Source organism: Brevundimonas sp. GW456-12-10-14-LB3 (assembly GCF_059424365.1).
Genome location: NZ_JBWKZJ010000044.1, coordinates 1 through 21,924 on the forward strand (window position 1 = coordinate 1; position 21,924 = coordinate 21,924).

A 21,924-nucleotide genomic window follows, 5' to 3' on the forward strand; every position below is an offset into this window, starting at 1 on the left:
GCCTCCCCCACCGCCGCCGCCTCCCCCCGCGATGGCGGGGAACGTGGTCGTCACCGGATATCGTGTCTCGCCGATCACGCCTGCGCCCACGCCCGCGCGGGCCGACACCGAACGCTATCCCGACGCGACGCCGAATCCGGTGAAGCGGACCAGCGATCAGCCGGTCTCGACCTTCTCCATCGACGTGGACACGGCGTCCTATTCGAACGTGAAGCGCTTCATCGACGAGGGTCGCGCGCCGCCCAAGGACGCGGTGCGGGTCGAGGAGCTGATCAACGCCTTCGACTATGACTACGCCCGGCCGACCAGCCGGAGCCGGCCGTTCGCGATCACCACGGCGGTCGCCGCCTCGCCCTGGGCGGAGGGGCGTCAGATCGTGCATGTCGGCCTGCAAGGCTATGAGCTGCCGGCGGGCGAGCAGCGGCCGCTGAACCTGACCTTCCTGGTGGACGTCTCCGGTTCGATGAACAGCCCCGACAAGCTGGACCTGGCCAAGAAGGCGATGAACCTGGCCATCGACCGGCTGCGCCCCCAGGACAGCCTGGCCGTCACCTATTACGCCGAAGGCGCCGGCACGACCCTGGCCCCGACGCCGGGAGACCAGAAGCTGAAGATGCGCTGCGCCGTCGCCAGCCTTTACGCCTCGGGCGGCACGGCGGGGGCGACCGGCATGACCAACGCCTATGATCAGGCCCAGGCGAACTTCGCCCGTGACAAGGTCAACCGCATCCTGATGTTCACCGACGGCGACTTCAACGTGGGCGTCACCGATGACAAGCGGCTGGAGGACTATGTCGCCGACAAGCGCCAGACGGGAATCTATCTGTCGGTCTACGGCTTCGGGCGGGGCAACTATCAGGACGCGCGGATGCAGACCATCGCCCAGGCCGGCAACGGCGTCGCGGCCTATGTCGACAGCCTGCGCGAGGCTCGGCGTCTGTTCGGGCCGGCTTTCGACAAGGGCGCCTTCCCCATCGCCGACGACGTCAAGATCCAGGTCGAGTTCAACCCCGCCCGCGTCGCCGAATGGCGGCTGATCGGATATGAAACCCGGCTGCTGAACGAGGAAGACTTCGCCAACGACCGGATCGACGCGGGCGAGGTCGGCTCCGGCGCCAGCGTCACCGCCCTCTATGAAATCACACCCGTCGGCGGCGCGACCCAGGTCCCTGAGCGGCGCTATCCCGACAATCGGATCGGGATCGGCGGCGGCGATCCGAACGGCGAGATCGGCTTCATCCAGATCCGCTACAAACAGCCGGGCCAGAGCCGGTCCGAACTGATCCAGCAGCCCCTGACCAACCGGGCGACCGGCCCCGTCGGCGCCCAGGCGCCGGAGTCGACGCGCTGGGCCATGGCCGTCGCGGCCTTCGGTCAGAAACTGAGGGACGATCCCTGGATGGCGGCCGACTACGGCTGGGATCAGATCGTCGAACAGGCCCAGGGCGCGCGGGGCGACGACCCCTATGGCGACCGGGCCGAGTTCGTGCAGCTGGTCCGTGCGGCGAAAGACCTGCCCCCTGCACGGACGCCGTAAGGCCGGAACCGCCGCCCTCGCGACGGGTTTTCAGCGCGACAGTCAGACAAGGAAGACCCGCGATGAAGATCCGCGACGTGATGACCCGCGACGTCCATCTGGCGCGCCCCGGCGATACGATCCAGGCGGTGGCCGAACGGATGGCCCGCGGCGACTTCGGCTTCATACCGGTCGCCGACGGGGACCGTCTGATCGGCGCCGTGACCGACCGCGATCTGGTGGTCCGCGCCTTGGCCGCCGGGGCCGCGCCCACCGCCCCGATCGTCGAATACATCACGCGCGATCCGCACACCGTGCTGGACACCGATGATCTGAAGTCTGTGCTGGACCTGATGGCCTCGCGCCAGATTCGGCGCGCGCCCGTGGTGGACAAGCACGGCCGCATCGTCGGCGTGATCTCCCTGGGCGACCTGTCGACGCGGGTGAAGGAGCGGTACGCCGGCGAGGCCTTGGAGAGCATTTCGCGTTAACGCTGTCCGCTCACGCGACGCTAAGGCGAACCGTTCATCCTTACCCGGCTGAAACGGCCGGAGGACAGCCATGGCGCGCGCGCAGTTCCAGAAGGGGCAGAGGGTCTGGGTCGAATGCGTCGGCGCCTGGGCCACGGTCGAAAAGGTCCAGCCGGTCTGGGCCAAGGGGTTCGAAGAGCCCGTCCGCGTCACCTATGACGTCGGCCTGGGGCGGGAGTTCGCCGCCTCCGAACTGATGACTGCGGCCGAGGACGCCGCGAGCCGCGACCTGGGCGTCTGGCGCGTGCTGCGCGCCCGCAACAAGTGGCAGGCCGAGGAAGACTGTCTGCACCACCCTCAGCCCGGCACCTATCCCGTGGTCGTCACTGACACTGCCGACTGGGGCGGCTGGCGCGTGCCCGGCGCCGAATACGACCGCGATCCGCAACGGATCGAGTTTCAGGCGCGCCTGATCACGGCGGCGCCCCAGCTGATGCGGCTGGCCGAAAGCCTGATCGCCCTGGCGGCGGAGGCGCCCGAAGACGCCCCGCCCGCCGTGCTGGACTTGGCGCGCCAGGCCCGCAGCGCCCTTCATCCGGTTGTGACCGTGGCGCAGGAGGCGCAGACGTCGCCGCAATCCCCAGCCGTCGCCGCCTGACGGGTCAGAAACCGTTAACCAAGTCTCGACAGGAATCCGCGACGCAGCCTAGATTCGCCTGATCAGCGGCATTTTGGCGGGAGAGCGACTTGCGGGGCATGGAGCGGCGGCAGCAAGGACGGGGACGACGCGCCTCCGACCACGCCCCCGTCGGCGCCCCGGCCTGGATCCGCATCGGCGTCCTGGTCCTGGCCCTGGGCGCGACCGGCTATGCCTTGATGATGACGCGCCATCTCGGCCAGCCCGGCCGCGAGGTCCATCGTCTGCGCGGCGAAAACCTGGCCCTTAACGCCCAGCTGGCCGCCAGCCGGATCGCCGTCCAGATCCAGGCCGCCCAGACCGGCTTCGACGCCGCCGCCCCCGTCCTGGGACAGGACGCCGCCCCCCTGGCGGCGGTCGAGGCGGCGCGGCGCGCGGCGCCCGACGTCAGCTTTTCCGTCATCGACGCCTCGGGCGCCTTGGTGGCGGCGCAAGGGGCGCGCAAGCCCGGCGCCCTGACCCTGGCCGGACCCCAGGCGGGCGGGCGGCGGCTGGAGGCCCATGTGGCCCAGGACCTGCCGGCTGCGCCCCCCTATCGGATCGTCTCGGCCTCCGGCCGCGTCCTGGCCTCGCCCCAGCCGGGCGAGACGGGGCGGCCGGTTGAAGCCCTGATCGGGGTGGAGCCCAAGGACCTGCCGTCCCTGACCACGCCCCGCGCCGCGCGGGGCGGCGGGGCGGTCGCGGCCGCGCCGATCGCGCCGGGCGGCCCCTATGTGACGGTGCTGGATCCCAAGGCGGAGGGCGGCGGGCTGCTGGACGAAGCCTGGGTGCTGATCGCCCCCGTGCTGCTGGGCCTGGGCGTGCTGATCCTCTATCTGATCCAGGGCCTGCGACGCGCCAGGGCCAGCCGGGAATGGGCCTCGTCCGAGCGGCGGTTCCGGGTCGCGGTCGAGGCGGCTCGGTGCGGCGTCTGGGAATGGGACCTGGCGGGCGAGGAAGTCACCCTGTCCGACTATATGGCGACCCTGCTCGGCTTCGAACGCGGCGGGGTCGTGCAGGCCGAAGACGTCATGGCCCGCATACATCCCCGTTTCCGCGACGAAGTCCGCCACGCCCTCGATCAGGCGGCAGCCTACGGCGCCTTCGAAGTCACCTTCCCCGTGGCGGCCGAGGACGGGCGCACCCGCTGGATCGACGCGCGGGGACAGGCCCGCGGCGCGCGCGGCGAGGTCGGCTTTTCCGCCATATTGGGCGTGGCCCTGGACATCACCGAGGCCCGCCGCGCCAAGGCGGCCGCCCAAGCCGCCGAAAGCCGCCTGCGCGACGGGGTCGAGAGCATTTCCGACGCCTTCGTCCTGTTCGACCGGCACGGCCGCCTGATCCTTTGGAACCAGGGGTTCGAAGACGCCTTCGCCTTCACCCCCGGCGTGGTCCGGCGCGGGGCGCTGAAGGACGAACTGAACCGGATCGCCGCCCTGGCGATCAAGGCCGAACATCCGCCGTCCGACGGGCGGGCGGGCCTGCGCGAGGTCGAACTGCACGACGGCCGCTGGCTGCAGCTGGCCGAACGCTTCACCTCAGAAGGCGGCTCGGTCGTCACCGCCGCCGACATCACCGCCATCAAGCGCGAAGAGGCCGAACGCCGCCGCGCCGTCGAAGACCTGAGCCGCACCGTCGCCCAGCTGGAATCCAGCCAGCAAATGCTGTCCCAGCTGGCGCGCCAATATGAGATCGCCATGACCCGGGCCGAGGCCGCCAACCAGGCCAAGTCCGAATTCCTGGCCAATATGAGCCATGAGCTGCGCACGCCGCTGAACGCCATCAACGGCTTTTCGGAGATCATGGCCGCCGAGCTGTTCGGTCCCATCGGCGATAAATACAAGGGTTACGCCGCCGACATACTGAAGTCGGGCCAGCATCTGCTCAGCCTGATCAACGACGTGCTGGACATGGCCAAGATCGAGGCCGGCAAGATGACCCTGTACTATGAGCCGGTGTCGCTGAAGGGGGTGTGCGAGGACGCGGTTCGGCTGATGCGGGGCAAGGTTCAGGAGGCGGACCTGACCCTGAGCGTCGTGGGCGAGGATTTGCCCGACATCGAGGCGGATCAGCGCGGACTGAAACAGGTGATGCTGAACCTGATCTCCAACGCCGTGAAATTCACCCCCGCCGGCGGACGGATCACCCTGACCCTGGCGGCGACGCAAGGCGAAGACGGTCAGGCGCGGGTCAAGGTCTCCTGCGCCGACACCGGCATCGGCATCGCCCCCGAAGACCTGGCCCGCCTGGCCCGGCCGTTCGAACAGGTGGAAGGCCAGCACTCCAAGACCACCCAGGGCACCGGCCTGGGCCTGGCCCTGACCAAGTCCCTGATCGAAATGCATGGCGGCCGCCTGATGCTGGAAAGCGAACCGGGCGTCGGCACAGTGGTCAGCTTCGACCTGCCGGTGAAACGGCCCGAGGGCACGGTGACGCCGATGAAACAGGCGTTCGCGGCGTAGGGCTCAAGGACGGTCAGCCTTCGCCCTTGCTTCACGCGCGGCTTGAAGGCATGAGGGAGGCCTCACCTTGGACCTGCCCCTAAAACTAGGAGGCGGGTGGCTATCCTGACCGCCGATCCGTCAGGAAACCGACCCGAGCCTTGGGTCATCCCCACTGAAATCTCAATGACAATAGTTGCGTCCGTGCGCCAGCAATGGCTCGCCAACCCACGCCGTGATCTGCTGGCGGGGACCGTCGTCGCCCTGGCTCTGATCCCCGAGGCCATCGCCTTTTCGATCATCGCCGGGGTCGATCCGGCGGTCGGACTGTACGCCAGCTTCGTGATCGCGGTGACCATCGCCTTCGTCGGCGGTCGCCCGGCCATGATCTCGGCGGCGACCGGCGCCATGGCACTCCTGATGGTCGGGCTCGTGCGCGATCACGGGCTTGAATATCTGTTCGCGGCGTCGCTGCTGACCGGCGTGTTTCAGATCCTCATCGGCCTGATGAAGCTGGGCCGCTACATAAGGTTCGTCTCGCGCAGCGTGATGACCGGCTTCGTCAACGCCCTGGCGATCCTGATCTTCCTGGCGCAGATGCCTGAACTGATCGGCGCCGACTGGCAGACCTTCGCCCTGGTGGGCGCGGCCCTGGCGATCATCTACGGCTTACCCAGGATCACAAGGGCGGTCCCGTCTCCGCTGGTCGCCATCGTCGCCGTCAGCGCCTTCGTGATCCTGACGGGGCTTGATGTCCGCACTGTCGGCGACATGGGCCAGATGCCCTCGGCCCTGCCGATGTTCCATATTCCGAACGTGCCGCTGACCTGGGAGACGCTGACCGTCATCGGTCCGGTGGCTGCGACCCTGGCCTTTGTGGGCCTGTTGGAAAGCCTGCTGACCGCCAATCTGTTGGACGACATCACCGACACGCCGTCGGACAAGGACCGAGAGACGCGCGGACAGGGCATGGCCAACATCGCCTCGTCCCTGTTCGGCGGCATGGCGGGCTGCGCCATGATCGGCCAGTCGATCATCAATGCGACCAGCGGAGCCCGCGGACGCCTGTCCACCCTATGGGCCGGCCTGTTCCTGCTGTTTCTGATCCTGGTGCTTCAGGACTGGGTCGCCCAAATCCCCATGGCGGCCCTGGTGGCGGTGATGATCATGGTTTCGATCGGCGCCTTCGACTGGGGTTCAGTGTTGAAACTGCGCTCCACGCCGTTTCAGTCGTCTGTGGTGATGATCGCCACAACAGCGACGGTGGTCGTCACCCACGACCTGTCGAAGGGGGTGGTCCTGGGCGTGATCCTGTCCGCCGTCTTCTTCATGCGTAAGGTCGGCAAGACCGTTCGCGTGGAGGAGATCGAGACGTCGCAGGAGGGCGTGTTGCGATACCGGGTGACCGGCAATCTCTTCTTCGCCTCGGCCGACGTGTTCGCCGCCGCCTTCGAACATCACGGCCGGCCGACCCGCGTCGAGATCGACATGACCGACGCCCATCTCTGGGATCTGACCGGCGTGGCCGCCGTGGACAAGGTCGTGTTCCGCTATCGCCGTCAGGGGGCGCAGGTCGATCTCATCGGAATGAATGAGGCCGGGCGAACCCTGATCGACAAGCTGGGCCGGCATGACAAGAGCCACCTGCCCGTCGGCGCCGCCCACTGAGCCTCTTCTCTCCGTCTGCGGGCCATCGGTCGGTCCGCCCCGCCCCTTAAACCAGCTCTACCCCCATCGCCGTCGCCTCGCCGCCGCCGATGCACAGGGCGGCCATGCCCCGGGTCTTGCCGCGGGCCTTCAGGGCCGACAGCAAGGTGGTCAGGACGCGAGCGCCGGAGGCGCCCAGCGGATGGCCCAGGGCGCAGGCGCCGCCGTTGACGTTGATCTTGTCGTGGGGGACGCCCAGCTCCTGCATGGCGATCATCGGCACGATGGCGAAGGCCTCGTTGACCTCCCACAGATCGACGTCCTCAGGCGTCCAGCCGGCCTTCTTCAGCGCCTTTTGCAGGGCGAAGACCGGGGCGGTGGTGAACAGGCTGGGCTCATGGGCGTGGGCGGCCTGGGCCACGACGCGGGCGATGGGGGTCAGACCCAGGGCCTGGGCCGTGGACTGGCGCATCATCACCAGGGCGGCCGCGCCGTCCGAGATGGAGGCGGCCGAGGCGGCGGTGATGGTCCCGTCCTTGCCGAAGGCGGGCTTCAGATTGGGGATCTTGGACGGATCGGACTTGGTCGGCTGTTCGTCGCGGTCCACGACCACCACGCCCTTGCGCGTCTTGACCTCGACCGGCGTGATCTCGGCGTCGAAGTCGCCGCTGTCCTGGGCGCGCTTGGCCCGGCCGGCGCTTTCGACCGCATAGGCGTCCTGCTGTTCGCGGGTGAACTGATAGGCCTTGGCCGTGTCCTCGGCGAACTGGCCCATCAGCTTGCCGGGCTCATAGGCGTCTTCCAGACCGTCCAGATACATGCTGTCGGAGATGACGTCATGGCCGATGCGGGCGCCGCCGCGGTGCTTGTGCATCAGATAGGGGGCGTTGGTCATGGACTCCATGCCGCCCGCCACGATCACCTCGGCCGAGCCGGCCAGCAGGGCGTCATGGGCCATCATGGCCGCCTGCATGCCCGAGCCGCACATCTTGTTGATCGTGGTCGCCTCGGCCGAGATCGGCAGGCCCGCGCCGAGACCCGCCTGACGCGCCGGCGCCTGGCCCAGGCCGGCGGGCAGGACGCAGCCCATGATGATCTGTTCGACCTTGTCCGGCGCCAGGCCCGCCCGCTCCAGCGCCGCCTTCACCGCCGCCGCGCCCAGGTCGGTGGACTTGGCGTCCGACAGCACGCCCTGGAATCCGCCCATCGGGGTTCTGGCGTAGGAGACGATGACGACGGGATCTTGGGCGGGATCGGGGGACATGGCGGGCTTCCTCTTGATTTGGCGCCTGAGATAGCGATCCGACCGCCCGTTGTGAACCGGGATGCGAACCGGGTCGGGCGCGGCTCAGGCGAAATGGAGCCGCCGGTAACGGCCCCGGAAATAGAGCAGGGGATCGCGGCGCGGCTCGAACCGGGCGCGCGCGACCCGGCCGATGAAGACCAGATGATCCCCCGCCTCCACCACCTGATGGGTGGCGCATTCGAAACTGGCCAGGGAGCCGGACAGTATGGGGGCGCCGGTGTCCCAGCTCTCCCAGGCGACGCCGTCGAACCGTTCGGTCGACGACCGGGCGAAAACGCCCGACATCGGTTGCTGGCCGATGTGCAGGACGTTGATGGCGAAATGCTCGGCCCGCCGGAACCGCTCCAGGTTCGACGAACTGCGCGCCAGGCAGAACAGGATCAGGGGCGGGTCCAGCGACACCGAGGAGAAGGAGTTGGCGGTCAGCCCCACCGGCTGGCCCTGTTCATCCAGGGTGGTGACCACCGTGACCCCGGTGGCGAAACAGCCCAGGGCGTCGCGCAGGGTGCGGGCGTCCGACCCGGCCTGATAATGCAGGGCCTGGCGCGGCGCATGGCGTTCCAGAAAGCCCAGCAGCGCCGCCTCGGTCGCCTCGCCCGCCGGTTCGGCTTCCAGATCGAGCCGCGGCAGGTCTGCTGGCGTCGCCGCATCCGGCGCCGCCCCGACCACGATCAGACAGCTGACCAGGGCCGGACCGGTCACGACCAGGGCCGGATGGACCGCCGCCAGGGTCTGGGCCGAACACAGCAAGGCGGGCCGGGACGACAGTTCGGTCAAAAGGGCGCGCAGGGCGACCGCCGCCCCCTCCCCGTCCGCCTCGTCCAGCGGCGCCAGCAGCACGTGACGGCCGGCCTCCACCAGGGCCCGCACCCACCGTCGCCCGTCCGCCGACAGCCGCTCGGGCGGACCGATCAACAGGACGATCGGGTCCTCGGGATCGCCCAGACCTTGGACGTTCAGACCTTGGACGTCCAGGCCTCCGATCCGGGGCGGCGATTCAGTCATGAGGCGAGGCGGTCCAATCGGAAACGAAAGGCGTCTTTTAGGGGAAGTCCGCCCTCGGACGCCACGATTTACGACGCCGTCCCCGATTCGGATCATCCGGCGTCCAGCGAGGCCGTGGCGAAGGCGAACAGCCGGTCGACGGCCCGGCGGCGGGTATTCGACGGCGCCGCTTCCGGTTCGGTCGGGCAGACGCAGCAGTCGGGCGGCGCTGATCTCCTTTTCAGTAGACGTCCCGGCGATAGCGGCCGTCCTCCAGCAGGGTCAGCAGGGCCTCCGCGCCCAGCGCCGCCTCCAGGGCCGCATGGACCCCTTGCGACATCCCCTCCAGACTGCCGCAGACATAGAGGGCCGCGCCCCGGTCCACCCAGGCGCGGACGTCCGGCGCCGCCGCCGCGACCAGATCCTGCACATAGCGGCCGTCGCTGGGATCGCGCGAGAAACACCGGTCCAGCCGGGTCAGAACGCCGGACGCCAGCCAGGCCTGAAGCTCGGCGTCGAAGAAGGCGTCGTGCGCCTGGGTCCGCTCGCCGAACATCAGCCAGGCGCCGCCCCCCTGGCCCCCGTCTTGGGCCGCGCGGGCCTTCAGATGGGCCCTCAGCCCCGCGATCCCCGTGCCGTTGCCGATCAGGATCATCGGCGTCTGATCCTCCGGCCCGTGGAAGCTGCGGTTGGTCCGCACCCGCATGTCGATGGTTTCGCCCAGAGCCAGGTCCTGGGTCAGCCGGCCCGAGGCCAGGCCGGGCGTCCCGTCCGGCCGGCGCATCAGCCGCACCACCAGTTCGACCCGCCCGTCCGCCGGCACCGAGGCGATCGAATATTCGCGCGCGCCCGGCGTCACGCCGTCGCGCTCGGGCAGCCCCACCTCGGCGATGTCCCCGGCGGACCAGGGCGGCGCCGTCCCGACCGGCTCCAAGACCAGATGATAGGCTTCGCCGCCCGGACTGCCGGGATTGATCAGGGTCCGCTGCGTCAGCCGCCAGGGCTCATAGGCGGGCGGGGTCCAGTCGGGGGCCGTGGCCCGACCGGTGATCTGGTTCAACTGATGCTGCCAGTGGCGCACGGCGCCCGCGTCCCCGGCGTCCACCTCCACCAGATCGAACAGGGGCTCGGCGCCCGAGCGCCTCAGCCAGCCGTCCAGCGCATGGCCGAAGCCGCAGAACTGATCATAGCTGCGGTCGCCCAGGGCCATCAGGCCGAACCGAAGCCCGCCCAGGTCGGCCGGCGCCCCCATGGCCTTTCGCACCAGCCGCGCGGCGCTGTCGGGCGGATCGCCTTCACCCGTCGTCGAGACGATCAGCAGGGCCCGGCCCGCCGCCTTCAGCGTCGCCAGGTCCAGGTCCGCAAACGACAGGACCCGCGCCCCCAAGCCGCCGTCCTGCAAGGCTCGGGCGGTCATCCAGGCCAGTTCCTCGGCCAGTCCCGTCTGGCTGGCGAAGGCCACAAGCACCGTCTCCTCCCCGTCTCCGGCCAGGGCCTCGGAGCGGGCGCGCGCCGCCGCCTTCGCCCGGCGCTCGCGCCAGACGATCAGGCCGATCAGGACCAGCCAGAGGCCGACGGCCGCCAGGGCCAGAAGCCAGCGGGACGGATCGTTCGTCACCCCGGCGCCGCCTCCGCCCCATCCTCCATCATGGCTTTGAAGGCCGGGCTCATCCGCTCGACCAGGCCGCGCGGCGTGCGTTCGACGAACAGGGCGGCCAAGCCGACCGCTTCGGCGTACTCCGGCCCCTCGAACGGCCCCATGACCGTCAGGGCGCTGGCGTAGGCGTCGGCCTTCATGGCCGAGGCGTGCAGCACCGTGACCGAGGCCAGATTGTTGCTGACCGGCCGCCCGGTCGATCCGTCGATCGTATGGGGATAGAGCCGCCCTTCATGACGGAAGGCGCGGCGATAGTCGCCGCTGGTCGCCATGGCCAGGTCGAACAGGGCCGCCACCGTGCGGGGCGAGGCGTCGCCCTCCACCCGCTCGATCTCGACCCACCACGGCTGGGCGTCGGGCTTGACCCCGCGGCCCTTCAGCTCTCCGCCGATCTCGACCAGGTGCGAGGTCGCGCCCAGCGCCGTCAGGGCGTCCGACACCCGGTCCACCGCATGACCCTTGGCGATGCCGGACAGGTCCAGCTTCATTCCGCCCGGCTGCATCAGGCCGCGCGCCTCGCGGTTCATCCGCAGCCGTCCCCAGCCGCTGACCTTCAGGGCCGCCTCGACCTCTTCGTCGCTGGGCAGGGGCAGAAGGGCGCCGCGCGGTCCCGGCGGGCCGAAACCCCACAGATCGACCAGGGCGCCCAGGGTCGGATCGACCGCCCCATTGGTCTCGTCGCCCAGGTCCATGGCCGCATCGACCAGGTCCCAAAACGGCTGGGACACCGACCACATGCCGGGCGGGGCAGCGTTGAACCGGCTGATCTCGCTGGACGGCTCCCACGGACTGAACAGGGCCACGACCGTCGCCAGCTCCCGCTCGATCACCTCGCGCAAGGCCGCCTCGGTCAGGCCGCGCGGCCCGATGGCGCGCACGCTCCAGGTCGTGCCCATGGTCCGGCCGTCCAGCGCCTGGATATGATCGCCGGGCGGTCGGGGCGGCGGCCCCTCGACCGGCGGGATCAGGACGCGGTTGTCGGCCCGTTCCGCAAGCGGAACCGGGTCTCCCAGGGTGAGGACGGGCGGGGCGGCGCGCGAACCGCGCGAAAAGGGCGTGTCGGACATGCCCAGGGTCTAGGGCAGGACTTCCATCACCGCCACATAGTTGGCGTTCGATCCCAGGGTTTCTCCCTGGGCCGGGGTGCGGACCGAGGCGTTCAGCCAGTACAGGCCGGCCTCAGGCCAGGTGACGGTGAAGACGCCGTCGGCGCCGGTCTTGACCGTCATCTCCTCGGGATTGTCGCGATAGCGCAGGCCGCCGCGCGCGACGGTCACGTCCAGATCGGCGGCGGGCCGGCCGTCCTTCAGCAGTTTGAAACTGGCGGCCTCGCCGGCGACCAGATCGTTCGGATGGGTCACGGGGACCAGCTCCAGCCCCTCGCCCGTGGTCTTGAACACGGTGTCGGTCGGATTGTTCAGGGTGACGAAGGTTTCGATCCGGCTGGCGGTGCGGGTCGCCTGGACGTCGGTCGCGCCTTCGGGCAGGGCGGCCGGATATTCGGCTGCGGTTCCACGCCAACGCTTCTGTTCGCCGTTCAGGGTGTAGCTGGCCATGACGCCGCCCATGACGTTGGCGACCTTATAGGTGCCGTTCTGCGTCAGATGGACGTCGAAGGTGGTGCGGTACTGGGCCTGCATCAGATGTTCGGGCTGGACGGTCGAGCCGTCGGGCGCCGTCACCACCAAGCCCGTCATCCGCATGGCGGCGTGGTCGGGGATGAAGACCCCGTTGGACATGCCCGCATCGAAACCGACCCAGGCGTCGGCGCCCGACAGGCTGGTCGAGGTCGGCGCCATCCAGGCGCGGTGCGCCTGGGCGGCCAGGGGCGCGGCCAGGGCGGCGGCGAAGGCCAGAAGCGCGACGGTCTTTTTCATGGGTCTGTTCCTCAGCGAGAGACGGTGACGCGCACGGCGCCCAGTTCGGTGGAGCCGGAGGCGTCGGCGGTATTGGCCCCGCCCCAGCGGAAGGGCACGCGCACCACCTCGCGCCCGCCCAGTTCGCGCGCCGCCTCGACCACCAGATTGTACTGGCCGGGCTGAAGCCCGCGCAGACGGGCGGCGGGGACGTTGACGGTCTGGCGGCCCGGCGCGCGGGTGGCGCCCGAAATCCCGTCGGCGGGCAGGCTCATGGCCCGGCCGCCCTTGCGCCACCAGGTGCGCAGGTCCTTCAGCCAGTCCTTGCCGTCGCCCTCATTGTTGCGGGTCTGCTGGTACCAGACCGCCAGGGTCTGAACCGCCGTCTGATCCGGCTTCTCGATCCAGACCGCCACATAGGGCCGGTGATAGGAGGCGGTGTTCAGCCGCGGCACTTCGACCGTGACCGACAGATCCGCCGCCAGGGCCGGAGCGGCGGCCAGGGTCAGGCCGGCGGTGGTGACGACGATGGGGAGAAGACGCATCCGTTACACTCTCAATGGATGAAGATCAGGGCGATGACGACGGGGATCAGCAGGCCCAGCGCCGCCAGGGGCCAGGTGGAGGGACGGCCGCGCGCATGCAGCCACATCAGCCCCAGCCCCGTCACCGCAAAGATGACGCAGGCGACGGCGAAGACGTCGATGAACCAGAACCAGACCGTCCCCGCATTCCGCCCCTTATGCAGGTCGTTCAGATAGGCGATCCAGCCGCGCGTGGTCTTTTCATGGACCGCCTCGCCCGTCGCCCGGTCGATGGTCAGCCAGCCGTCGCCGCCGGGAATCGGCAGGGCGACGTAGATCTCCTCGGGCGTCGTCTCGGTCGGCCGCCCGGCGATCTGAACCTTCAGCGCCTCGGCCGACCAGCGGGCGACGGCGTCGGGAACCGGCTCGGTCGTCTCCTGCGGATAGGCCGCAAGCCGTTGCAGCAGGGGCGCCGGCAGGGTCGCGGTCTGTTCGACCGTCACCGGCTCGGCCGGGATCGAGGCCGCATGGTTCAGGGTGATGCCCGTGACTGCGAACAGGATCATGCCGACCAGGCTGACGGCCGCCGAAATCCAATGCCAGGAATGCAGCTGCTTCAGCCAGAAGGACCGCGCGCCGTTCAGCGCCGCCTTCGGCTTTTTCGCACCCCTTGAGGTGGGCTCGATCTGGTTTTCTGCGGCGAGTTCGGTCACGGGACGGCTGTGCCACTGTTGCGAACCGTTTGCAATAGCAAGCGATGCGGCGAATTCGTCGCGCAGAGACCGTCAGTAGCTGAACCTGACCCCGGCCCGCACCGTGCGCGGGGGGCCGTAGCCCGCAACGTCGGACCCGGTCATAGACACCTCCACATCCGCGTCGAAAGCGTTGTCGACGGCGGCCCAGATCATCACCCCGTCCGCGGCCGACCATTCCGCGCGAGCGTCCAGGGTGACGGCGGGGTCCAGGGTGCGGCTGTTCAGATCATCGTCGAACCGGGCCGATTCATAGCGCGCGGCCAGACCCAGGCTCAGCCGATCCGTCGCCCGCCAGTCGACGCCCGCCGTCGCGCTCCATTCCGGCGCCTGGGCCGGACGCAGGCCGGTCAACTGCGGCGCCGCCGTCCCGCCGTCCACCTCGGCGTCGGTCCAGGACAGGGCGGCGTTCAGCGCCAGGGCCTCGGTCGCCCGGACCGAACCGTTCAGCTCCAGGCCCCAGGCTTTGATCGTGCCGGCGTTCTGGCGTTGGCGCAGCACGCCGCCCGCCGGCACGAAGCCCGCGCGCGGGAAGGTCGCCGGTCCTTCGCCGATCGTCACATTGACGATGGCGTCCTCGATCTCGTTCCAGAAGACGGTCGCCCCCCAGGCGACGCCGCTCCGGTCGAAGGCCAGGCCCGTCTCGATCCCGCGAAGGGTTTCGGGCTCCAGCCCCGCATTCGCCTCGGTGATGTCGTTGCCGACCCGGAAAGGCCGGTGCAGTTCGTTCAGGGTCGCGGGCCGAAAGCCCGAATAGGCCGCCGCCCGCCAGGCGTAACCCTCGCCCAGCCAGGCGGCCAGATCGCGCCGCGCCGCCAGTCGCGCGCTGACCACCTCGCCCGACCGGTCCTCGTCGGTCTCGTCCAGGATCGGCGCCCCGGTCGCCAGCGTGTATTCGTAGCGGAAGCCCGCCTCGTTCTTCCACCGGTCGTAGCGCAGACCGCCCGCGACCAGCCAGTCCCCGCCGGTCCACGACCCGTCCACATAGGCCCCGGCCACCGAGGTCTCGCCGCCCGCGCGCCGTCCCCGCGCGAAGCCCGCGCCGGTGGGATTGCTGAAGAACTCATTGGTCGCGCCCTCGTTGAAGCGGGCGTCGGCGCCGACCTCCCATTCCAGCCGGCCGCCCGCGATCTCGGCCACGCGACGGCGCAGGGCCGCGTTCAGTCCCCAGCCGGTCGCCGGGGTCTTGTACTGATCATTGGCCGGGGTCGTCGTCGACCGGTCCGCCGCCACCGAGGCCGAGCTGTTGGCGAAGTCGCTCTCGATCCGCCAGGCCTGCAGCCGCCAGCCGTAGCCGTCGACGGTAGGCGCCTTGGCGGCCGTGGCGCTGAGGCTGTGGCCGCTGGCGTTGGACCGGGCGTTCAGCAGGCCGGAGCCCCGGTCCTCCTCCCAGGTCGCCGCGCGTAGGGACAGGTTCGCCCCTTGCAGATTCACCCCGTCCAGCGGCGCATCGACCCGCAGGGCGGCGCTGCGGCTGTCCAGGTCCAGCGGCCTGTCCGCCGCACCCGCCGCCGCTCCGCGCACGGGCGTATAGCCGTCGCTGGTCTCATACAGGCCCGACAGGGTCGCGCTGACCGGCCCCAGCATGGTCGATCCAGATCCCGCCGCCCGCGCCCCGCCGCGCTCGGCGAGCGACAGGTCCAGCACCCCGCCCCGCGCCCGCTCCGTCAGGGCGATGGTCCCGGTCAGGGCGCCCGCGCCATAGGGCCCCGCGCCCGCGCCGCGCACGACGTCCACCCGCTCCAGCGATTCCGGCGCGACCTGGGACCAGATCACCCAGCCGCCGAACGGATCGTTCAGCGGGACCCCGTCCAGGGTCACCAGGGTCCGGCCCGCGCCGGACGGGGCGATGGCCCGCAGAGAAATCCCCTGGGTCGTCGGATTGGCGGCCAGGCTGGAGGTGCGGCGGAACAGGGACACGGCCGGCACGGTCCGCAGGGCCTCGTCCAGACGGACGGACCGCTCCAGCACGGTTTGGTCCAGCCGCACCACCGAAAAGGCGGCGTCGGCGGCGGCGGGCGGCAGACGGGCCGCCGTCACCGTGATTTCAGACAGTTGTGCGGGCGGAGCAGGGGGCGCGTCTTGGAACATCCCGGTCACAATAGACCAGCCCCGCCTTGGTTCAGCCCTGCGACCTTATAAAGCGGACTGCGACCCTGGGGTCACAGACGGGGCGGTCGGGACGTCACACCTCGGACCAGCGCCGCAGCAGATTGTGATAGACGCCGGTCAGTTCGATCACCGCCTGATCCTTCGGCCCCTTCTCCAGGGCCACGCGCTGGGTCGCCACGTCCAGGCGGAACAGCATCTCGCGGTCGCCGTCGTCCCGGATCAGGCTCTGCATCCACATGAAGGACGAGACCCGCGCCCCGCGCGTCACCGGCATGACCTTGTGCAGGCTCTTGGACGGATAAAGCACCAGATCCCCGGCCGGCAGCTTGACCGACTGCGGCCCGTACATCTCCTCGATGATCAGCTCGCCGCCGTCATAGTCCTCGGGCTCGGACAGGAACAGGGTCGCCGACAGGTCGCTCCGTATACGGATTGACCCGCTGCCCCGCTGCTGGCGGAGGGCGTTGTCCACGTGCAGGCCGAACTCGCCCCCGCCCTCATAGCGGTTGAACAAGGGCGGAAAGATCGTGTGCGGCAGGGCGGCGGCGACGAACATGGGATTGGCGTTCAAGGCCTGGACGATCAGGGCCGAGACCTCCTTGGCGATGTCGGAGTCTTCCGGCAGCTGCTGGTTCCGCTTGGCCGTCGCCGACTGATGGCCCGAGGTCATGTTTCCGTCGGCCCACGGTCCGGCGTCCAGCCGCTCGCGCAGCGCCTTCACTTCGGCCTTGGAGAAGACTTCGGGGATTTGCAGCAGCACGTCGCTCTCGCTGAAAAGAAAGGCGGCCCCGCCGGAAGGACGGAGCCGCCAGTTATAGGCCGGGGATAGAGGCCTTTAGAAGCGCAGGTTCAGGGCCAGAATGGCCTGACGACCGGCCGCCGGATCGGCGTGGTGAACCCCGTTGGTGCGGATGATGTATTCCTCGTCCGTGGCGTTCTTGACGTTCAGCTGCAGGCTGGCGCGGTCCGAAAGGTCATAGGTGGCGAAGGCGTCAACGCGGGTCCATTCGGGCGCATAGACGCGGTTGTTCCCGCCGCCGGCCCCGCCCTGGTTTCCGCCCCAGGACTTGGAGGTGTAATAGACGCCGCCGCCGATCGTCAGTTTGGGCAGCAGGCGATAGGTGGTGAACAGGCTCGCGCTGTTCTTGGGCGTATTGGCTAGGGGCAGGCCTTGCAGCGGATTGACGCTTGCGACCGGCGGCGTCCCCGACACGACCACGGCCGCCTTGGTCAGTTCGGAATCCATATAGGTATAGCCGCCGAACACGGTCCATTTCGGCGTGATGCTGCCTGACACGCCCAGTTCGAAGCCGTTGACCTCGACCTCGCCTTCCTGACGGAAGATGTTCGGCTCGACCAAGATCAGGGCGTTCTTGCGGGTCAGATGGAAGGCGGCCGCCGACAGGGCGAGACGGTCGTTCAAGACATTGGCCTTGGCGCCGATCTCGAAGCTCTCGGTGTCTTCCGGATCCAGAACGGTGTTGGCGACGCCATCGACCGTGCCCGTGCCGCCCGAGGCGTTCTGGTCGCCCGCCGAAATGGTCGGCGGCGTCGAGGAGGTGGACCAGGACGCATAGACGCTGCTGTTCTGCGTCGGCTTGAACACCAGACCAACCTGATAGTTGGTGAACTCCCAGGTCTGTTCCGGCACGACGGTGTAGCCCATGACGTTCCAGACGCCAGCCGTGGACGAAGGCGAACCCAAAACGGCGTTCACGCCCTTGACCGAATATTGGTCCCAGCGAACGCCCAGGTTCAGGATCAGTCGGTCGGTCAGGGTGATGCTGTCGTTGGCGTAGACGCCAATGGCCTCGGTCGTATTCGAACTGGTCGGACCGCGATTGATCACGCCGGTCCAGGAGTCTTCGGGGTTGGGATTATACACCGGGGTGCAGTCGCCGGCGCCCGAGGCGCCTGTGGCGATCGGATAGGTTCCCGACACGGGCGTCAGACCCGTCGGACAGGCCGCGCCGGAGGTGGTGTAGGTCGAATAGGTGGCGTTCTTGTTGTGCTCGCGCGACAGCTCCACGCCGACGTCATAGCTGTGCTTGATCGAACCGGTGGCGAACTGGCCGAAGACATCCGTCACATTGGCCAGGGTGGTGACCGGGTTCCAGCGGGTCTTGGTCCCCCGCTTCATCCAATAGGTCCCGTCGGCTGCGCGGCCGACATAGCCGCCGTCGCCGGGGTTGGTGACGATGTAGTCGTTCAGCGTCTCCGCATAGCGGCTGACGTTGCGGATCGTCAGAAGGTCGCTGAAGCGGTGCTCGGCCTTGAAGGTGAAGCTGTCGACCTCATTGGTCAGATAGTCGCGCGCCGTCAGCCCGTAGAAACTGTCATAGGGCACGTCCAGCACGCCGCTGTCGGTCGTGCGCGACTGGATCTTGGTGAACAGCGGAATGCCGTAGTCGGGCATCTGGTCGCTGGTCAGATGGTAGTAGCTGAAGACCATGGACGAGCCGGTTCCCAAGCCCGCGCCCAGACTGATCCCCAGGCCCCATTTGTCGTAATCGACGCTGTCGCGGCCGGGCACGTCGCCCTGGGCGCCCATCAGATTGATCCGCAGGGCGGCGGTTTCACCCAGCGGCATATTGGCGTCGATCGTGCCGCGGACATAGCCGTCCGTCCCGACGCCGGCGCTGAAGTTGTTGAAGGCGTTCAGTTTAGGCGATTTGGAGCTCAGATTGACGCTGCCCCCGCCCGAGCCCCGGCCGGAATAGACGGCGTCCGGCCCCTTGATCACCTCGACCTGTTCCAGGTTGAACACTTCGCGCTGCTGGCCCCCCGTATCCCGCAGACCGTCGACGAAGATGTTGTTGCCGGACGACTGGCCGCGGATGAAGGGACGGTCCGCCAGGGGCTGACCGCCCTCGCCGGCGCCGAAGGTGATGCCGGGCGAATTCTGCAACAGGTCCTGCAGCGACGAGGCCGCCGTCTGTTCGATGATCGCCTGGGGAATGACGGTCACGGCGCGGGGCGTATCGACCAGGGGAGCGACGAATTCGGGACTGACCGGCGCAGGCTTCTTCAGCTGGCCGTTGACGTCGATCGTGCCCAGGTTGGCGGGCTGTTGCTGGGGATCGGCGGTGACGACCACGCCGTCTTCGGCGGTCGCGTCAGCGGCGATGGCGGGGGCGGCGACCAGCATGCCGGCGGCGCTGGAGGCGAAGAGAAGCGCGCGAAGGGAGGCGGCGCGAGAGTCGGACATGTTTTGGCGACCTTTTGGTCTGATTTTGCGATGCGGTCGCAATAACCAGCTTCATCGGGTCGCACAAGAGCGATTGCGAGCGGGTCGCAACTTAATTCAGACGACGCTGATCGGGCGAGACGGCGCCGTCTGCGCGCCCAAATCAAGCCAGTTCGGCGCCGGCATGGCCTGGTGCGCCGCAGCCAATGCCTCCGACCACCGCCGGCCCAGGTCGCGAAAATAGGGATCGTCCGCCTCCAGCCGCCGCTCCATCCCCGACAGACTGTCGCGGCGGATCACGATCAGATCCAGCGGCGGTCCCACGGCGATGTTGGAGCGAATGGTCGAGTCGAACGAGATCAACCCCAGCTTCACCGCCTCGGACAGCGGGGTGTCGGAATGCAGGGCTCGGTCCAGGATCGGCTTGCCGTATTTCAGCTCGCCGATCTGCAGATACGGCGTGTCGGCCCCGCATTCGATGAAATTGCCCTGGCCGTAGATCAGATACAGCCCCATCTTGCCGCCCGCGATCTGGCCGCCCAGCAGCATGGAGGCGTTGACGTTCAGGGCGTCGGCGGTCGGCGAGGCGGGGGTGTTGATCGTCGCCCGGACCGTGGCCATCGCATGGCCCAGGATCTGGGCCGCTCGAAACAGGGTCGGCGCGGTCTCCAGCGTCTCCGGCCCGCTAGAATCCGGCAGCTTGACCCCTTCGGCCACCATGGCCAGGGCCGTCTGGGTCACCGACAGATTGCCCGCCGTCGCCACGGCCAGCACCCGCTCGCCCGGCTTTTCGAAGACGTGCAGCTTTCGATAGGACGAGATGTTGTCCACGCCCGCATTGGTGCGGGTGTCGGCGATCATCGCCAACCCCTCGTGCACCAACATGCCTACGCAATAGGTCACTGTCCCCTATCCGCTCCCCGTTCCGCGAATCCGCAGACGCTAACAGATTCCCGCGACATGACGATCAGGACCATCCCCGGCTCTGATGTTGTTGCCGGCCCTGTTGCACAGGCCGCACATGAAGGGCCACCGTCAGACTGCCGACCCCGCCGCCATAGCTGGTTCCCCGGATCGGCGTCGCCCCCAGCGAATCCAGGCCCACGGCGATGCGGACATAGTTCTCGGTCGGACAAATGCCGTTGGCCGCGTCGAACCCGACCCAGCCCAGGTCCTCGATCCAGGCCTCGGCCCAGGCGTGGGCGGCGTCCTGGTCGTGCCGGCCGTCCGACCGGTTCAGATGGCCCGAGACATAACGGGCCGGCACGCCCAGGGTCCGGGCGCAGGCGATGAAGATCTGGGCGTGATCCTGGCAGACGCCGCGACCGATGGCGAAGGCCTCGGACGCCGTATGGGTGGCGGAGGTCGCCCCGACCTCGAAAGCGACGCCGGCGTGGATGGCCCCCATCAGACGGTGCATCCGCTCCAGGGCCGCGCCCTCGGGCACGGACCGGGCGAAGTCGATCAGGGCCGCATCGGCCTGGGTCAGCCGGGTGTCGCGCAGATAGACGCCCGGCTGCAGCCGCTCGTTCTGCCCCCGGATCACCCCGCCGGTGTCCACGGTCGAGACCTCGCCCGTCACCCGGATGGTCAGGGCGTCGGTCGGCCGCTCGGTATAGAGGCTGTGCACGATATTGCCGAAGGCGTCGTCGCTGCGCCGCAGCCGGGCGTCGACGTCGGTCTCGATCCGCCATTCCCGCACCTGCTGGGCCTCGCAGGACCGGGGCGTGAGCCGCAGCACCTGGACGATGAACCGCGCGGGCCGGGCGTAGGCGTAGCGGGTGGAGTGGTCGATCCGGATCCGCATGGTCAGACCAGATACTGTTCGTGGATGGCGGCGCCCAGGGCGTTGTTCTCGTTCAGAAAGCCCTGGATGTATTCATGCAGGCCCGACTGGAAGATGTCCTCGATCCGGGCCTCGTTGAACTGGGTCAGCCGGTTCGACGCCAGCCGCTGAGCCGGGCCGCGCCGGCCATAGTCGGCGGCCAGCTTCTCCAGATAGCTGACGATCATCCCCTGGCAGCTGGCCAGGGACCGCGGCATCTGCCGGTTCAGCACCAGGAGGTCCGCCACCAGCCAGGGCCGCACCGACTCCCGATAGACCCACCGATAGGCGGTCAGGGCTGAGACCTCGCGCAACAGGGTGGTCCACTGGAAATAGTCCAGCTGTCCGCCCACCCGTTCGCCTGGCGGCAGCAGCAGGTGATATTTCACGTCCAGCAGGCGGGCGGTGTTGTCGGCCCGCTCGATTGCCATGCCCAGCCGCAGGAACCAGTAGGCGTCATTGCGCAACATGGTCCGCGACGAGGCCCCCTCCACCGCCAGGGACGTCGATTTCACGAAGTCCAGGAAGTTGGTGAAGTCGTCGCGGCGGGTCGGCTCGCCCAGTTCGTTCAGCCCGTTCCAGGCGCCGTTGATCGCCTCCCACAGCTCGATGGTCAGGGCGGTCCGCACCGAACGGGCGTTGGTCCGCGCCCGGGTGATACAGGCCTTGATCGAGGTCGTATTGTCGGCTCCGAAGGCCAGATATTCGCGGACGGACTTCTCCGACACGGTGCGGCCGGTGGCGTCGAAGGCCGACTTCACCCCCGACGAGGCGATGGCCCCCGCCCAGGCGGTGACGGTCGCCTGATCCTTGGCCGGCAGGGCCGCCAGCCGGATCGCCGCCTCCAGAATGCGCGCAAGAAAATCGGCCCGCTCCATATAGCGGCCGGTCCAATAGAGACTGTCTGCGGTGCGAGAGAGCATCTATTCCTCCCCCATTGGGGGAGGGGGACCGCCCGAAGGGGGGTGGAG

At 68.9% G+C, this 21,924-nt stretch carries 18 protein-coding genes and 1 other annotated feature; of the genes, 5 read left to right on the forward strand and 13 right to left on the reverse strand.

Going from position 1 to position 21,924, the window contains the following annotated elements:
• The first annotated feature begins 43 nt into the window (after positions 1-43).
• The 5 genes from AC07XS_RS14060 to AC07XS_RS14080 all read left to right on the forward strand — a co-directional run bounded on the left by AC07XS_RS14060 (position 44) and on the right by AC07XS_RS14080 (position 6,771).
• Positions 44-1,537 (forward strand): vWA domain-containing protein, encoded by a 1,494-nt coding sequence (locus tag AC07XS_RS14060; protein ID WP_494732679.1) that lies wholly within the window; start codon positions 44-46, stop codon positions 1,535-1,537.
• A gap of 62 nt (positions 1,538-1,599) precedes the next feature.
• Entirely contained in the window at positions 1,600-2,007 is a 408-nt protein-coding gene (locus tag AC07XS_RS14065; protein ID WP_054763960.1) for a CBS domain-containing protein, read from the forward strand.
• A gap of 70 nt (positions 2,008-2,077) precedes the next feature.
• A complete protein-coding gene (locus AC07XS_RS14070) occupies positions 2,078-2,644 on the forward strand; it encodes a hypothetical protein (RefSeq protein ID WP_054763961.1) in 567 nt (188 codons plus the stop codon).
• Positions 2,645-2,742: 98 nt separating this feature from the next.
• Positions 2,743-5,124 (forward strand): ATP-binding protein, encoded by a 2,382-nt coding sequence (locus AC07XS_RS14075; protein ID WP_321208147.1) that lies wholly within the window; start codon positions 2,743-2,745, stop codon positions 5,122-5,124.
• Between the two features lie 66 nt (positions 5,125-5,190).
• Positions 5,191-5,254, forward strand: a sequence feature (sul1 is cis-regulatory element that is thought to sense ions involved in sulfur or methionine metabolism; They are found in Alphaproteobacteria).
• Positions 5,255-5,289: 35 nt separating this feature from the next.
• A complete protein-coding gene (locus AC07XS_RS14080; protein ID WP_182714939.1) occupies positions 5,290-6,771 on the forward strand; it encodes a SulP family inorganic anion transporter in 1,482 nt (493 codons plus the stop codon).
• Between the two features lie 46 nt (positions 6,772-6,817).
• Here AC07XS_RS14080 and AC07XS_RS14085 read toward each other — a convergent pair whose 3' ends face one another.
• From AC07XS_RS14085 to AC07XS_RS14145, 13 genes are all read right to left on the reverse strand, one after another.
• Entirely contained in the window at positions 6,818-8,014 is a 1,197-nt protein-coding gene (locus tag AC07XS_RS14085) for an acetyl-CoA C-acyltransferase (RefSeq protein ID WP_152948890.1), read from the reverse strand.
• A gap of 84 nt (positions 8,015-8,098) precedes the next feature.
• Positions 8,099-9,061 carry a flavin reductase family protein gene (locus AC07XS_RS14090; protein ID WP_182714938.1) on the reverse strand — a complete coding sequence of 321 codons (963 nt, stop codon included), beginning with the start codon at positions 9,059-9,061 and terminating at the stop codon, positions 8,099-8,101.
• 220 nt (positions 9,062-9,281) lie between these two features.
• The gene (locus AC07XS_RS14095; protein WP_182714937.1) at positions 9,282-10,658 is read right to left on the reverse strand and encodes a sulfite reductase subunit alpha; all 1,377 of its coding nucleotides are present in this window, start codon (positions 10,656-10,658) and stop codon (positions 9,282-9,284) included.
• Positions 10,655-11,764, reverse strand: a complete 1,110-nt coding sequence (locus tag AC07XS_RS14100) for an FAD:protein FMN transferase (protein WP_182714936.1) — start codon at positions 11,762-11,764, stop codon at positions 10,655-10,657. Before AC07XS_RS14100 ends, AC07XS_RS14095 begins: the two co-directional genes overlap by 4 nt.
• A 9-nt stretch (positions 11,765-11,773) precedes the next feature.
• Positions 11,774-12,574 carry a DUF4198 domain-containing protein gene (locus tag AC07XS_RS14105; RefSeq protein WP_182714935.1) on the reverse strand — a complete coding sequence of 267 codons (801 nt, stop codon included), beginning with the start codon at positions 12,572-12,574 and terminating at the stop codon, positions 11,774-11,776.
• A gap of 11 nt (positions 12,575-12,585) precedes the next feature.
• Positions 12,586-13,098 carry a DUF2271 domain-containing protein gene (locus tag AC07XS_RS14110; RefSeq protein ID WP_054763967.1) on the reverse strand — a complete coding sequence of 171 codons (513 nt, stop codon included), beginning with the start codon at positions 13,096-13,098 and terminating at the stop codon, positions 12,586-12,588.
• 11 nt (positions 13,099-13,109) lie between these two features.
• Entirely contained in the window at positions 13,110-13,763 is a 654-nt protein-coding gene (locus tag AC07XS_RS14115) for a PepSY-associated TM helix domain-containing protein (RefSeq protein WP_224761222.1), read from the reverse strand.
• Positions 13,764-13,862: 99 nt separating this feature from the next.
• Complete coding sequence (locus AC07XS_RS14120; protein WP_182714933.1) at positions 13,863-15,920, reverse strand: TonB-dependent receptor domain-containing protein; 2,058 nt, start codon at positions 15,918-15,920, stop codon at positions 13,863-13,865.
• Between the two features lie 94 nt (positions 15,921-16,014).
• On the reverse strand, positions 16,015-16,701 hold the full coding sequence (locus tag AC07XS_RS14125; RefSeq protein WP_182714932.1) for a Fe2+-dependent dioxygenase: 687 nt from the start codon (positions 16,699-16,701) through the stop codon (positions 16,015-16,017).
• 75 nt (positions 16,702-16,776) lie between these two features.
• A complete protein-coding gene (locus tag AC07XS_RS14130; protein ID WP_182714931.1) occupies positions 16,777-19,149 on the reverse strand; it encodes a TonB-dependent receptor domain-containing protein in 2,373 nt (790 codons plus the stop codon).
• A 96-nt stretch (positions 19,150-19,245) separates the two neighbouring features.
• Positions 19,246-20,031, reverse strand: coding sequence for a peptidase (locus AC07XS_RS14135; protein ID WP_182714930.1), 786 nt, complete (start codon positions 20,029-20,031; stop codon positions 19,246-19,248).
• 64 nt (positions 20,032-20,095) lie between these two features.
• Positions 20,096-20,935 (reverse strand): transglutaminase-like domain-containing protein, encoded by an 840-nt coding sequence (locus AC07XS_RS14140; protein WP_182714929.1) that lies wholly within the window; start codon positions 20,933-20,935, stop codon positions 20,096-20,098.
• A gap of 2 nt (positions 20,936-20,937) precedes the next feature.
• Positions 20,938-21,876, reverse strand: a complete 939-nt coding sequence (locus AC07XS_RS14145; RefSeq protein WP_152948901.1) for an alpha-E domain-containing protein — start codon at positions 21,874-21,876, stop codon at positions 20,938-20,940.
• Positions 21,877-21,924: the final 48 nt, after the last annotated feature.

Bases quoted from the DNA above. Each gene is read 5' to 3' on its own strand.
- AC07XS_RS14065 (WP_054763960.1), top strand. From the start codon at position 1,600: ATGAAGATCCGCGACGTGATGACCCGCGACGTCCATCTGGCGCGCCCC.
- AC07XS_RS14070 (WP_054763961.1), top strand. From the start codon at position 2,078: ATGGCGCGCGCGCAGTTCCAGAAGGGGCAGAGGGTCTGGGTCGAATGC.
- AC07XS_RS14075 (WP_321208147.1), top strand. From the start codon at position 2,743: ATGGAGCGGCGGCAGCAAGGACGGGGACGACGCGCCTCCGACCACGCC.
- AC07XS_RS14080 (WP_182714939.1), top strand. From the start codon at position 5,290: ATGACAATAGTTGCGTCCGTGCGCCAGCAATGGCTCGCCAACCCACGC.
- AC07XS_RS14085 (WP_152948890.1), bottom strand. From the start codon at position 8,014: ATGTCCCCCGATCCCGCCCAAGATCCCGTCGTCATCGTCTCCTACGCC.
- AC07XS_RS14090 (WP_182714938.1), bottom strand. From the start codon at position 9,061: ATGACTGAATCGCCGCCCCGGATCGGAGGCCTGGACGTCCAAGGTCTG.
- AC07XS_RS14100 (WP_182714936.1), bottom strand. From the start codon at position 11,764: ATGTCCGACACGCCCTTTTCGCGCGGTTCGCGCGCCGCCCCGCCCGTC.
- AC07XS_RS14105 (WP_182714935.1), bottom strand. From the start codon at position 12,574: ATGAAAAAGACCGTCGCGCTTCTGGCCTTCGCCGCCGCCCTGGCCGCG.
- AC07XS_RS14110 (WP_054763967.1), bottom strand. From the start codon at position 13,098: ATGCGTCTTCTCCCCATCGTCGTCACCACCGCCGGCCTGACCCTGGCC.
- AC07XS_RS14120 (WP_182714933.1), bottom strand. From the start codon at position 15,920: ATGTTCCAAGACGCGCCCCCTGCTCCGCCCGCACAACTGTCTGAAATC.
- AC07XS_RS14130 (WP_182714931.1), bottom strand. From the start codon at position 19,149: ATGTCCGACTCTCGCGCCGCCTCCCTTCGCGCGCTTCTCTTCGCCTCC.
- AC07XS_RS14140 (WP_182714929.1), bottom strand. From the start codon at position 20,935: ATGCGGATCCGGATCGACCACTCCACCCGCTACGCCTACGCCCGGCCC.
- AC07XS_RS14145 (WP_152948901.1), bottom strand. From the start codon at position 21,876: ATGCTCTCTCGCACCGCAGACAGTCTCTATTGGACCGGCCGCTATATG.